The sequence below is a fragment of the Methanoculleus sp. SDB genome (genome assembly GCA_001412355.1).
Taxonomy (GTDB): Archaea; Halobacteriota; Methanomicrobia; order Methanomicrobiales; family Methanomicrobiaceae; genus LKUD01.
The window spans coordinates 38533-51261 of record LKUD01000052.1 but is presented as its reverse complement, the minus strand read 5'-3'; the positions used below and the strand labels follow the sequence as shown (position 1 = coordinate 51261).

12 protein-coding genes and 1 tRNA gene are annotated in these 12729 nt (G+C 53.1%); 6 read left to right on the top strand and 7 right to left on the bottom strand.

Annotation, left to right across the window (positions count from 1 at the left end; all coding sequences use genetic code 11):
• Nucleotides 1–103: 103 nt before the first annotated feature.
• The 3 genes from APR53_10960 to APR53_10950 all read right to left on the bottom strand — a co-directional run bounded on the left by APR53_10960 (nucleotide 104) and on the right by APR53_10950 (nucleotide 3917).
• On the bottom strand, nucleotides 104–541 hold the full coding sequence (locus APR53_10960) for a hypothetical protein (protein KQC04351.1): 438 nt from the start codon (nucleotides 539–541) through the stop codon (nucleotides 104–106).
• Between the two features lie 162 nt (nucleotides 542–703).
• Nucleotides 704–2659: a hypothetical protein gene (locus APR53_10955; GenBank protein KQC04350.1), complete on the bottom strand. Its 1956-nt coding sequence runs from the start codon at nucleotides 2657–2659 to the stop codon at nucleotides 704–706.
• A 352-nt stretch (nucleotides 2660–3011) separates the two neighbouring features.
• Nucleotides 3012–3917, bottom strand: coding sequence for a glycine/betaine ABC transporter (locus tag APR53_10950; GenBank protein ID KQC04349.1), 906 nt, complete (start codon nucleotides 3915–3917; stop codon nucleotides 3012–3014).
• Between the two features lie 522 nt (nucleotides 3918–4439).
• On the opposite strand from APR53_10950, the gene APR53_10945 reads away from it, so the two are divergent.
• Together APR53_10945 and APR53_10940 are read left to right on the top strand one after the other, a co-directional pair.
• Nucleotides 4440–5030, top strand: a complete 591-nt coding sequence (locus APR53_10945) for a hypothetical protein (protein ID KQC04348.1) — start codon at nucleotides 4440–4442, stop codon at nucleotides 5028–5030.
• Between the two features lie 593 nt (nucleotides 5031–5623).
• Complete coding sequence (locus tag APR53_10940; GenBank protein KQC04355.1) at nucleotides 5624–6364, top strand: hypothetical protein; 741 nt, start codon at nucleotides 5624–5626, stop codon at nucleotides 6362–6364.
• Between the two features lie 72 nt (nucleotides 6365–6436).
• Here APR53_10940 and APR53_10935 read toward each other — a convergent pair whose 3' ends face one another.
• Together APR53_10935 and APR53_10930 are read right to left on the bottom strand one after the other, a co-directional pair.
• A complete protein-coding gene (locus tag APR53_10935; GenBank protein KQC04347.1) occupies nucleotides 6437–6922 on the bottom strand; it encodes an ArsR family transcriptional regulator in 486 nt (161 codons plus the stop codon).
• Between the two features lie 70 nt (nucleotides 6923–6992).
• Complete coding sequence (locus APR53_10930; protein ID KQC04346.1) at nucleotides 6993–7679, bottom strand: hypothetical protein; 687 nt, start codon at nucleotides 7677–7679, stop codon at nucleotides 6993–6995.
• Between the two features lie 169 nt (nucleotides 7680–7848).
• Here APR53_10930 and APR53_10925 point away from each other — a divergent pair, with 169 nt between their 5' ends.
• On the top strand, nucleotides 7849–8199 hold the full coding sequence (locus tag APR53_10925) for a hypothetical protein (GenBank protein KQC04345.1): 351 nt from the start codon (nucleotides 7849–7851) through the stop codon (nucleotides 8197–8199).
• Nucleotides 8200–8339: 140 nt separating this feature from the next.
• On the opposite strand, the gene APR53_10920 is transcribed toward APR53_10925, so the two are convergent.
• Together APR53_10920 and APR53_10915 are read right to left on the bottom strand one after the other, a co-directional pair.
• Nucleotides 8340–8843 carry a hypothetical protein gene (locus APR53_10920; GenBank protein KQC04344.1) on the bottom strand — a complete coding sequence of 168 codons (504 nt, stop codon included), beginning with the start codon at nucleotides 8841–8843 and terminating at the stop codon, nucleotides 8340–8342.
• Nucleotides 8844–9186: 343 nt separating this feature from the next.
• A tRNA-Leu gene (locus APR53_10915) sits at nucleotides 9187–9271 on the bottom strand.
• 283 nt (nucleotides 9272–9554) lie between these two features.
• On the opposite strand from APR53_10915, the gene APR53_10910 reads away from it, so the two are divergent.
• The 3 genes from APR53_10910 (at nucleotide 9555) to APR53_10900 (ending at nucleotide 12729) form a co-directional block, all read left to right on the top strand.
• The gene (locus tag APR53_10910) at nucleotides 9555–10172 is read left to right on the top strand and encodes a hypothetical protein (protein KQC04343.1); all 618 of its coding nucleotides are present in this window, start codon (nucleotides 9555–9557) and stop codon (nucleotides 10170–10172) included.
• A gap of 267 nt (nucleotides 10173–10439) precedes the next feature.
• Entirely contained in the window at nucleotides 10440–10802 is a 363-nt protein-coding gene (locus APR53_10905; GenBank protein ID KQC04342.1) for a hypothetical protein, read from the top strand.
• The gene (locus APR53_10900) at nucleotides 10774–12729 is read left to right on the top strand and encodes a hypothetical protein (protein KQC04341.1); all 1956 of its coding nucleotides are present in this window, start codon (nucleotides 10774–10776) and stop codon (nucleotides 12727–12729) included. Before APR53_10905 ends, APR53_10900 begins: the two co-directional genes overlap by 29 nt.

Here is a 12729-nt window from a genome sequence, read left to right as displayed (position 1 = left end):
TATTTGCAAACAACCCTGATTTTTCTTTTTTCTCACTAATCTGTTACCATCACCGGCGCTTTAGCTTCCGATCGTGGAACTGGAAAGGGAGATAACGCGGCTCCTACCACCGCACCCGGTACCCGGAGGCCGTGAGAATGCCGATGACCGCATCATCCCATTCGGCATCACCGAGCCCGTTCAGTGTCGGCTTTACCTGCTCCCAGAGCCGGCCGAGTTCGGCACTATCCGGAATAAAAGTACGCTGGTAAAAAACACGCCCGGCCCGCCGCCCCCGAGAATCCAGAATCAGCAGGCGCCAGCAGCAATAATCCCGGCAGATATCGGGGCGCGTCCGATGGACCGTGCACCATGCCTTCCCGGCCGGATCAAACCTCAGAAAGGGGCATGCCTCCGGCAGCGTCTCGATACTGCTCCTGTCTTCAAAGAGGGAAATCTTGTCGGGATCGACCCGCACCTCCTTCACGTCGCCGGAATAGGAGTTGTACACGACGAACGTGTAATTGTCGAGGTCCTTCGTAATGCTGTGAACGAGCTGCATGTGGCTGCAGCAGTCGCCGCACTGGCAGCACTCACAGGCGATGGCGACAGGCCCCCCGGACACCGGGCAATCCGCGCAACGGCACAATCATTGCCGGGTATGTCTCACCGCGTACCATAAGATACCTGTCTATTGTTTCCACAGCGGGCCCGGCTGATGATGTCATACCAAAGCCGTGAACAATCCGCGGATAAAACGCCCGAGGCGGCTTGCTTCGAGGAGAGAAATATATCGCTCCTGCACCGCCAACCGGGACCGAACCGTCGCATCCAGTGCTGCGGCACGCGATTTGATCGATTCGAGGGCGTTCGTGAATTCGGCAGTTCCGTCATCCGCATCAAAACCGGATCCGGTCTCAGGCTGCGTGATCTCCGCACGCAGCGCCTTCACCCGTCTGCAAAGACCGGAGATATCCCTGCGAAGAAGATAAAGCTGATCCTCGACCTCACGTGTACGAATCGCCCTGATGGTTTCCTGAATAATTTCCCCGTCCTCCGGCTGTATCCGGAGTGAGGCATGCCCGGCTTCGATGCGCTGCTGGTTGCTGATTATCTGATTGCACATTGCGGTGATTCCGTCGGTGACGGTAACCAGCTCTTCGCATCCCAGGATAATACCATCGAGAAGCGAGAGATATGGTTCCTCAACGCGGGTGAAATCAACAGTGTAGCGGGATCCGTATGAAGCAAGGCGGTTTATGCGTTTTCTGGTATCGGCAATAAAAAGATCAAGATCCGAAACCGACGGATAGGCCCGGGAAATACGCTGGAAATCAACAGGTTTTGTTGTGAGGAGCGCCTGAAGACGCTGAATGCAGTCCCTGATGCATTTCTCCTCGCTTTGGCTATTAAGATCAACCAGATATCCCGATATCTCTTCTATGGTCGGTCCGAGTGACCGGATATTCTTCCGGATATCAGGCAAACGGGTGAATGCGGCAAACCGGGTTGCCAGTGCCGACCTGGCTGATATCACTGCGGAGATGTCAGTCTCGCAGATGTTAAGGAGTGCCGTAAAACTCTCAAGGCGTCCGAAATATCTCTCCTGAGTGGCTTCAAAAACGGACAGATGCTGAGCGAATTCGGCCAGCCTTCTCTCAACTGATGCGAGGTTCGCTTCGCACACCACAGCATTCGCCTTCTCGCTTTTGACGATCTCTTCCGTGATTCGCGATGCCCGGAGTCGTGCGGTACCGGCGTCGCACTCCTTCCGTATGGACAGAAGAACACCCGGGATCTCTGCAAGACTCTTTTCGGTTTTATTAAAATGGATATCAAGAGTAAGAGCGGAAAAAACCTGATTGTCTTCGCTGCTGATCTCCCAGAAAGCATGTGTGGCATTTAACTGATCCTGGCGTTCTCTGATAATGGCATATCGATTCACAAGATCCCCGTGCTTTTCTGCGAGGCGGGAACATTCCTCCAGCAGTTCGTTCATTGTATCGAGGGCCGGGTCCCGCATCTCACGTATCCGGTGGTTCTCGATGTCGCGAAGTCTGTCGATGACGGTTTTTTTCGCGTGCTCCGTAAGGAGCCGCATCTGGCGATCTGCAGGGATGCCCGTACGCGTGTTCACGTTACTATAGGCATAAACCATATCAATCTCGGAAAGGTAGCCAAGATGCCATATTTTATTGTCCATCTCCGTAACCCTGCCGTTAAGGATGAGCTTGCCCAATCCGAGTGCGATGGATGCCAGATCAGTAAGGGTTTCATTCGCATCGTGTTCACGCTGTATCCCCTTGCTGAAAAGAACGTCGTGGGTAAGCTCATGTGCCACTATCGCACCGATAGTGCGCCCACGGGCAACAGAATCCCTGATATGCAGGTAATTCGCAGAGATCTTAATAGTCCGGTTTATCAATGCTCCGTTGGATAGGATGCCACAGGAATACATGCCGGGTGTATCCCCGAATAATCCTCCGAATTCAATAGTAAGGGCAGGACGCCCTACATGCCGGAAGAGGGGTGAACAGGCCTCTGCGAACTCAGTACTCGAGACTGCAGTTCCCAGACGCTTATAAAATTCGGACGAGGGATCAAAGGGTTCCAGTATACCAATCTTTGATTTTAGCCATGGAATATTCGCATCCACCCAGTCAGGATTGAAGTCTTTCATAAAATTCACTCACCCCGCGAGTCCGCATAAGGAGAAGGCCTGCCGTATGTGAGATTCGGTTATCACTAGTGATAAACCTATTGGATATACAAACATTGTAGAACGGACCGTCCTGATCGCCGTGTGCCGGCACAATTTCGAGATGACGTTCCTCCACCGGAGCACGAGCCATCCGGCCCCCCACGAAAGATCAGGCGGTAAACGCCACGGCTCCTGCCATCCGACAGATCTCCCCAGCGATTGGTACGGTGCGGTAGGCGGAGCAATGAACGGACAGTTTCGGGATATATCACGAAAGTGCCATCTTTTACGGAATAAGCCGGGATAAATAAATAGTAAAAAAGGTGGATTTTCAGGCCTTTCCGAGCCACTCGGCGACCTGTTCGGGATGAGCATTCACCCATTTCAAGGCGGCATCCTCCTCTGTCATCCCCTCATTCATGTCGAGCATGATGGATTCCATATCAGCAGCCTCCCAGTGGAACCGCTCGAGGATGGCATAGACCTCCGGCATCTCATCCGCCAGACCCATCCGGGTGTAGGTGGCGATATACTCCTCACCGCCGTAGATGTTTTGGGGGTCGTCGAGATACTTGAGATCCCACTTGACAAACTTCCAGTGTGGCGACCAACCGGTGACAACGATCCAGTCCCCGTCTTTTATCGCCGATTTCAATGATGCCACCATGCCGGCTTCACTGCCGGCCTGGAGCGTATATTCAAGGCCATAGTCCTCGATTGCCTTGTCGGTTCCCCGCATGATGCCGGCGCCGGGCTCAATGCCGATGATCGTTCCGTCAAATTTGTCCTTTACGGAGTTCAGTTCCTCAATCGAGTCGATGGTGACGTATGACGGGACCGCGAGGCCGCACCGGGTACCCTGCATGTTGATCCGGACAAACTCAATGTCGTCCCCCACACTCTCCAGATACTGCCCGTGACAGGTCGGGAGCCATGCACCCACGAAGAAGTCACCGGAGCCTTCGGCAAGGCCCTGCCATGCAAGACCCACATCGACGGCCTTTATCTCAAGATCATATCCTGCCTGGTCAAATACCAGCTTGAGAACATTTCCGCTGGAGGTTTCGGTATCGTAGGGGATGGCGATGAGGACTACTTTTTCCTTCACTCCGGTGTCCGTTGTCCCCCCATCCGTTGCCTGCAGGTTCCCATCCTGGCCCGTGCATCCCGCAGCCAGAATTCCTGCGCACAGAATAATTCCAATAATGAAAAACACATTCAATCTTTTACCTAACACGATAACACAACCAATTCAGACCGGTATTTTAAGATAACACCGGAAAAATTTTACATACAATATTTTGTCTGAATTCATAAAAGTGTTACTGCGCAGGTATTTTTACAAAAAAGACCAGAATATACGTTTTTGCAAAAAAAACAAACTCCCTATACTATAAATCCGGATCACGGTAACATGACCCGTTAAAAACCAAATTCATGCGATATTTTTGCAAATAGCAATGAATACATACCATTTTGAGGGTTTCCACCCGGCGTTATAATAAAGGGTGCATTATACTGCATTTTCAGGAAGGCTTCGCCGGGGCCATATGTAACGTATTCCGGAGTGCGGATCAATTTTGGTGCACCATCACATCATAGTCGAAAAAATGGTGCACCACCCCTAATTTATATCATGATCAGATAAAAATCGTTTAATAGTATGCACCATAACGTTAACGGCACGGTGCATCATAGCCGAATTTTATCAGCTTGTCAGGGTTTTTCTGCACCGGTTTATAGGAGTGAGTGAAATTTTATGGAACCAATCGAAGAAAAGAGCAGGAACAACCTCTTCCTGATTGACAATACCGCAAACCCTGCACCACTCGGGCTCTGTGCATTCGGGATGACCACAATTTTGCTCAGCATCCACAATGCCGGAGCAACAGGGCTGACCAGCCCCATCGTCTCGATGGCGCTCTTCTATGGCGGACTTGCCCAGCTCATCGTCGGTCTTATGGAATGGAGGAAGAACAACACCTTCGGCATGGTCACCTTCGGGAGTTTCGGGCTGTTCTGGATCTCCTTCGCGGCAATCCTGATGATGCCGGCGCTCGGCCTTGCCACGGCACCAACCCCTGTTGATCTCGCGGCATTCCTGTCTGTCTGGGGTATCCTGATCGTCGGGCTCTTTATCTGCAGCCTGAAAATGCACCGTCTCCTGCAGATCACCCTCGCGGCAGTCGTGCTTCTGGTGGTGCTCCTCGTGGCCGCAAACCTGACGGGCGTGCACCTGATCCATACCCTTGCCGGTCTTACCGGTATTGTTGCCGGCGCTCTGGCGCTTTACATGGGTATTGCCGCAGTCATCAACGAGATCTATGGCGGCCGGGTGCTCCCGGTCTGAACAACTTTTTTTCCCTGAAAGGGCTATGGTCATTTTTAACCGGATGAATTTGGGCACCCGGTCAATCTCCCCCGCTTATCAGCCTGAGATTTGCAATACCCGGCCTCAATGATATTAACAACGGAGGATCCAGTCAGCGACTTCAGCCTTCTCATCCCAGGCACCAAAATCCCCCCGCCATCAACGCCCATATCTCAGATCTCACGGCCGCACGGGAAGGCACACTATAGCAGACGCTAAGGAATTTGCATAAATCCAAAGCTTGTTTTCTATACCGTTATCATCATTGATGGGGAAGGGACACGGATTGCCATCTTTCAGGGAGTGATGTACCGGAAAACATCCAGAGATAATGCATCATAACCGGAGAGACAGCTGATGCCTGAAAAATTTTGATAGAGAATACCTTTTTCTTTGTTCAATCTTGAATGATCTTTCAAGTAAATTACATGGATAACGTCTGATTCTGAATAATCATCACAACAACAGCTATCCTGACCGGTTTGGGGGCATATATGGAACACTATAAGATCAGATTTGATAAAGAGAAGGAAACACTGCTGGTTCCTCTCATCTGCAAAGCCCGTGAAACCATGAAGGATAATCCTGTAATATCGGATCAAAATGCCGTCAGAATGGTTGAGAGCATCGATTATGACTTTTCGCTATTGAAAGTGCCGAAACAGACCCATGTTACGATCTGCATCCGGGCGAAACAGTTCGATCACTACGCGAGAGCGTTTCTTGAAAATAATCCGAATGGCACGGTTCTCCATCTGGGCTGCGGTCTGGATTCCCGGTTTTTCAGGGTTGACAATGGGCGTGTGGAATGGTACGACCTTGATTATCCGGACGTGATTGAGCTGAGAAGGCATTTCCATGATGCATCGGATCGTTACCATCTGATTCCCTCATCAGTGACGGATTTGAGCTGGACGGAGATTCCTGCCGGAAATCCGGGACCTTTTCTCATAATCGCCGAGGGACTGTTCATGTACCTCCGGGAGGAGGATGTCAAATCCCTGGTTCTTAAATTGCAGGAGACTTTTCCCGGATGTCTGCTGGTATTCGACTCATTCAGCAAGCGGGCGGTAAAAGGGATGTCGAGGCATCCCTCCATCGATAAAACCGGTGCGGAGGTCTGCTGGGGGATCGACGAGGCCGGGGAAATCGAAGACTGGAATGACGGGATATCATTCGTCGAGGAATGGTATTTCACTGATTCGGACGAGATTAAAAAGCTGGATGCAGGCTACGGACTGATCTTCAGGATCGCCGGCCTTTTTTCCGCCGCGAAGAAAGCACACCGGATTCTGGCATTCAGACTGGGTTGAGGATTTCGCCTTGGTTTTTATTTTTAAAAAGTATTACGCTTTATCTGATGACAGATCGGCGAGAAGATTTTTTCAGTCAGAACCTCCGGCGAATTTGACCGCAGCTATCAGGGCGTCGATTGTATCGCTGTCCCCCACGTCATTTTTGTCGAACACATACTCTCCTGCGATCCGGACATCCTTTGCCGCCAGCGCTTCTGCAAGGAATGGGAGCGTATCCTTTGCCATCCCGCCGCAGGTGGCAAACAGGACGGCGGTTTTCCCTTCGCATCCGGTGAGCGCCTCGACCGCACCGTTGATCGCGGGAGTCGCCCGAAACGCCCAGACGGGAGTTCCGATCACGATACTATCGGATGCGGAAACGTCGATGGAAGCCGGCTCTATTTCGTCGCACTCCCCCTTCATTGCCCGGTAGCACCCCAGAGAGTACGCGGTGATCGTGGAATAGGGCGTAACGGCTTTCACCTCGACAAGGTCACCCCCGCAGGCCTCCTGTATTTTCTCTGCAATGCCCCGGGTGATCCCGGAATATGAATAGAATATCGTTATTACACGCATTGGTTCTCCCCCATTGTGCACGGGCATTCGAACTCTTCATTACTACTCTATTTATGAAAAAGAGAATGAATTACTTCATCCTTTGCACTGCCCCGACCGTGAACAGCAGGCCGATGAGGGTGATGAGCGGAAGAGCGAGGGTGGGGAATTCGGGGACGGAGACGGGTTCAATTGCGAGCGAACTCTGTAAATAGATCGTCGCAGAAGATTCCGGGTCCGTATGCAGAAGGTAAAATCCCGAGGAAGGAGGCGTCATTGAGAGAGAGAAAAGGATTGTTGCCGCCTGCCCATCTCCAAGGGTGAATTGATGCCATCCCGTCGCCATGGATACGTCGTCAGGAAATGAAGCGGGCACACCGTTCGTGTTGTCCAGCGTCATGCCGATGAAATTATCATGGATATTCCCATACACATAACCCGGTTCATCAATTTCCCAGACCTGCCCCGGAGCAGGGGAGCCGTGAGTGTCTCCGAATTCATTGAAGTACGTGTTGATGACTTCATCGATTTCTGCATCGAAAAATCCAAGAACGGTATGTGTTCCCGGTTTGTTTACCCGGACAGCAATTACTCCCAGTCCCGTGGAAGGATCAAAACCGGTAAGGTCCACCCCGGCCGGATAGCCGGATCCTCCCGCACTATAGAGAACGCCATCCACATTCAGGTCCCATTCATACATGGTGACATCAACCGCTGCCGCACCCGGCACCAGTGCCAGCAGAAGCACAGCGAATGTACAGATTGCCAGACTTTTCATGCTTTTCACGCTCCGTTATCATTACTCCCTGTCCGGAGTCACTTGTCCGGTAACTTTTAATTGGCTTAAAGATATGCAATGCACTTCCGCAGGAAGTAAAATCATCGAATCCGCCCGTGGCGTTACCGGTAATATGCGGCCATCCGGAGCGGGGGATTAGGTCAATAATATGCTGAACTACGGGTATTCGCTTCTTGAAGCGGAATGCCTCCTGGCGATCAACGCCACCGGCCTTGATGCTCATGTAGGGTTCCTGCACGAGATGCAGCCGGGCAAGAACAGCCTGGCGTATGACCTGCAGGAGCTATTCCGGTTCCTTGTGGATATGGCGATCATCAATCGTGTTGAAACAGATGTGATGACGGCGAAGGATTTTGTGAGGACGGAAAGGTATGCACTGCGACTGCAGCCTACGGGTGCACGGAAAGTGATGCTGCATTACCTGAAACAGAATGCGATGAGAGACAAGCCATTCACGATGAACAGGCATGTGCGGAAGCGGTTGGAGAAACGGGGATGAAATAAAAGAAGGAATGCTATTTCTTCCGCCGTATCGCCACAACCGTGAAAAGCAGGCCGGCAAGGGGGGGGAGCGGGAGGGCGAGAATTGTCACATCTCCAAGAACGAGTGTTTGAAAAAAATGATTTATATTCCCTCGTTCACTTACGAATAAAGAGAATCAAAAATGCCATTCCTATAATAATCACGACCGGAATTGCCATCGAGGGAAATTCAGGAACCGCACTTGGAATTGTCACGTCAGTGGTAATCGTACTGCGACTTTCGCCTATATAGGAGAATTCCGGAGGGCCCGTTAGGGCTAATGAATGAAATTCGGTTGCGATGATACCCGGCGTTGCGCGAAGTACTTTCATGTATATCGACATCGATCCGGATCCGAAACCTAAATCAAACGCTACAACACCCGGAGACTCGGACAACGCTGAACGTGATGCCGAAATAAATTCCAGGTCAGCCGGATCATAGGATATACCTATAGTTTGTTTACCATCTGCACCAATCTGTGAGAGACTAAAAACAGAATAGTCGATGTAATACTCCAGAATACCACCTGGTGCAACGGGATCGGGTGTGGCAACGACATCAACCCGAATACCAAATTCTAAATCCTTTGTTGCACTTGCCGTACCAATAATACACATTGCTATCAGCAATATTCCCAGTACAATCCGTTTCCTCATATGACATCCCCCTAATAATTTCAATGAACGTCATTATACGTGGGTGATAGTATCACGTGAGTATAATATGACAACCCGTTATTAAAAATAATAAAATAAAAATTTCTGCCATGCATAGCGTAGTATCGGTACCGATTATCACATGTATATATTGAGAAAAATATGTCGATTTCCTATACCTAATTTCTAAGTCAATGCCCCAGTAGAAATTGTAACACTTGACAGAGGGGGGTGATCAGCTATCGCGTACACCCAGAATCAGAATGTCGCCTTTTTTCGTCTTAGTAATAACCCCACAAAAAGATGCGAGGGGTGGGATTCGAACCCACGGACCCCTGCGGGACCGGATCTTAAGTCCGGCGCCTTTGGCCAGGCTCAGCAACCCTCGCCCAAATACTTGCCTCACGTATATTCTCCTGAGAGATAGTAACCTTTTTCAGTGAAGGGCCCCGGGATCCGGGTGTGAGGGCTTCGTGGCCTGTGGGTCCGGGAAGTCTCCGGAGGTCATGCCCGCCGGCCTGCGTGCAGGCCCCGGTGGTCCCGGGGTCAGGGGCTCCGGACGCTTCGGCCATTCTCCCGCCGGATCCGAGAAATGTTTATCCCGCCGGGCGGGGATATTTCCCTGAAGAACTGATGACGGGACCGGGAATGCGGACGGGGGCGGTGTGAGATATGGCGGGCAGCGGTGTGCCGGGATTCATCCTGCCGGCCGGGCTGGTGCTCGCACTTGTAGCCGTCATCGCCTATCCCGTTCTCCTTGACCGGCTCATCATCGGGCCCGAAGCCCTTTCCGCACGCAGCCGCCGGCATCCCGTCGCCGTCCTCCTCATCGTGGCCGCACTCGCCGCACTCGCGGCCGTCATGCTCATGACGGCCGGGCTGATCGGAACCGGAGCGGCGGGGGCTGCGGCCATCCTCGGGGCAATCGCGACGGTGTCGGCAACGGGTGTCCTCATGCCGTTTGCGGGATTTCCGGGGCGCCTGTCAGGGAGCGTGAGACGAAACGCCCTCATTGCCGGTGCCGTCTTCCAGTTCCCGTTCCTCGTCGCCCTGCTCGCCAACCCGGAAACATGGCCGGGCGGGCCCTCACCGCTCTTCGCGGACCGCCTGCCCGTCCTCGGCATAGCCTTCGATGCGGGTGCGGCGGCCTTGGGAACCGCCGGGACAGCCGGATATGAGGCCTTCTTTTCCGCAGCACTCCTGGCAGGGCTTTTTATCGAAACGGCCGCTGCATCGGGGCTTGTATTCCTGATCATCTGTGCCCTGATCCGCACCGGGCCCGGCAAGTGACGACAGGTCCCCGCAGGCATCAGCCTGCCGGGACACGCGGGGATCAGCGGACAACTGCCATATCGCATGCAGGGCGGGACATCCCACGAAAGGGGTACAAAATCTCACGTTCCCTGACCTGCACACCGACGCAGGAAGATCAACCGTAAAAAATGTGCAATTATTACCGGGATCCTATAAATTTTATGAATAATGTCAAATAAAAAACAAATATAAGTAGTGTAATACACACTGCTAATTGTATTGCGTCGGGATCGGGAATCGATTATGGCCCGAAACGAAATTGACGAGATTAAAAATGCGGAAGCAGCAGCGATCGCACGCCTCGAGGCTGCACGACACGAGAGTGAAGCCCGGATTTCCGCGGCAGAAAAAGATGCCACGGACCTCCTTTTAAAAAGGAGGCAGGAAGCCGGCGACACCGTCCTCTCGATGCGCCTCGAGGCCGAAGAGGCTGCAATCGCTGAAGCAGACCGCATCAGGGAAGATGCCCGTAAAAAAGCGGACGTCATCAAAAAGCAGCGAAGCCGGAACATTCCGGATGCAGTGCGGATTATCCTCGACGCGGTAACGGGTGAGAGGGATGTTTCTACCTCTGGAGATGCAGAAGGCAATCATCGGGGTTCATGAATCATATCAGGATACGATCATCGCAACCCTTCATGAAGCCGGTATCATGGAGATCATCAACATCTGGGACAGGGCGAGTGACATCTCTGCACTGCTTCATGAGGCGGAACGAACGCCGGATATCGACAGGTGCACGGAGGAACTCCAGAAGGTCACCGTGATCCTCGATGCACTGCACGGATCGCATGACACCACACCCCGCTCGATCCGGGAGATGCTCTTCCCCCGCCCCGTTCCGAAAATACCTGTCAGGAAAAAAGACTTCTCCGAACTATGCCGCGAGCGGGAGGCTGTGACGTCGGGTGCCGATGACGCCCTTGCCATCCGGAGGGAACTCGAATCCCTGCGGGAACGCATCGGACGCAGGGAGATAACACGTGAAACCGCCGGGTACCTCTCCCCGCTGGATATCGATTTCCGGCACCTCGGGGAATCCGCCTGTCTCTGCACCATTCCGGTATCAGCTCCGCCGGAGGCATGGAACAGCGTCCAGGCCGCCCTCCGCGATGCCGGAGGAGACGAACTCGTGATCGCAACAGCGGAAATGCGGGACCGGTACATCGCAGTCATCACCACGCTTCGCGAGAACCGCGAAGCCGTGCAGAAAATCCTCCGCGACCGAAGAATCGCCGTTCTCGACTACGATCCGGTATCCGGAAGACCCGCCGACGTCATAGCGGAGATCGATGCCGAGATTGTAGCGCTTGAGGAACAGGAAAAGGCATTGAAGGCCCGTCTGACAGAGATAGATGACCGCTTCGCCACGCCGCTGCTCACCGTCCACGAGGAGCTGGGGATAGAGAAAGTCAGGATGCTTTCCCGCATGAACTTCGGGAAAACCAACCATACCGTCTTCATCGAAGGGTGGGTGGCGAAAAAAAACGCAGCGGCATGTGAAAAACTCTGCCTCGGTGTCACGGATGGGCATGCATTCTGCTCGTTTGCCGATCCCGGCGATGACGGGGACGTCCCGATCGTGTACGACAATCCCCCGTGGCTGCGTCCGTTTGAGCTGATCACGACGATGTTTGCCCGGCCGAATTACGATGAGATCGATCCGACGTTCTTTACCGCCCCGCTCCTCATCATCTTCTTCGCCCTGATGCTCGGCGACGCGGTCTACGGCCTCTTCATCGTGCTGCTCGGAGCCTTGCTGAAAAACGGGCTCGGAAGGGTAAGCCCGTCCATGAGGGACATGAGCATCATCCTGATGGTTGCCGGAGCAGCCACCGTTGTTTCGGGCATTCTTCAGGGAGGGTATATGGGAGATGTTCTGCCCCGCTTTTTCGGGATACAGCCGCCGTTTGTCATTTTCAATGCACTGAAGTCTCCCATAGAGTTCCTGCAGATCGCCCTCATAATCGGGGTGCTCCAGATCAATCTCGGCCTTCTCCTGGCCGCACACCAGAATCTGCGGAAAAAGCGGATGCGCCTTCTCATGCACGAACAGCTGTCATGGTTTCTGATCCAGCCGGGGGCCGCCGTTATGATCTTTGAGTTCTTCGGATGGGGGGCGCCGGGCACTCTTCTCAGGATTCCGGCTTACGCGGCGGCACTCATCGGGGTGGCACTGGTCCTCTCAGACAAGGGCCTCCTGGGCCTCTTCGACTTTACCGGATTTCTGGGTGACTGGCTCTCTTACGCCCGGCTTCTCGCGCTTGCCCTTGCAACGGGTGGAATCGCGATGACCGTCAATATTCTCACCCAGATGGTATCGGGTGACCACCCGGTGATGATGGTTGCGGCGGTCGCCGTCTTTGTCATCGGGCAGACATTCAATTTCGTCCTGCAGACGCTCGGTGCGTTTATCCACTCGCTGAGGCTGCAGTTCGTCGAATTTTTCGGAAAATTTTACAGTGGCGGCGGAAAGGAGTTCGCACCGTTTTTCGTTCGCCGGGATAGAACAGAGCTTCAGGGAGGCGAGTGA

Coding starts and splice junctions, on each gene's coding strand:
- APR53_10910 (KQC04343.1), top strand. CDS start 9,555: ATGGCGGGCAGCGGTGTGCCGGGATTCATCCTGCCGGCCGGGCTGGTG.
- APR53_10960 (KQC04351.1), bottom strand. CDS start 541: ATGCAGCTCGTTCACAGCATTACGAAGGACCTCGACAATTACACGTTC.
- APR53_10930 (KQC04346.1), bottom strand. CDS start 7,679: ATGAAAAGTCTGGCAATCTGTACATTCGCTGTGCTTCTGCTGGCACTG.
- APR53_10940 (KQC04355.1), top strand. CDS start 5,624: ATGAAGGATAATCCTGTAATATCGGATCAAAATGCCGTCAGAATGGTT.
- APR53_10955 (KQC04350.1), bottom strand. CDS start 2,659: ATGAAAGACTTCAATCCTGACTGGGTGGATGCGAATATTCCATGGCTA.
- APR53_10900 (KQC04341.1), top strand. CDS start 10,774: ATGCAGAAGGCAATCATCGGGGTTCATGAATCATATCAGGATACGATC.
- APR53_10945 (KQC04348.1), top strand. CDS start 4,440: ATGGAACCAATCGAAGAAAAGAGCAGGAACAACCTCTTCCTGATTGAC.
- APR53_10925 (KQC04345.1), top strand. CDS start 7,849: ATGCTGAACTACGGGTATTCGCTTCTTGAAGCGGAATGCCTCCTGGCG.
- APR53_10920 (KQC04344.1), bottom strand. CDS start 8,843: ATGTGTATTATTGGTACGGCAAGTGCAACAAAGGATTTAGAATTTGGT.
- APR53_10905 (KQC04342.1), top strand. CDS start 10,440: ATGGCCCGAAACGAAATTGACGAGATTAAAAATGCGGAAGCAGCAGCG.
- APR53_10935 (KQC04347.1), bottom strand. CDS start 6,922: ATGCGTGTAATAACGATATTCTATTCATATTCCGGGATCACCCGGGGC.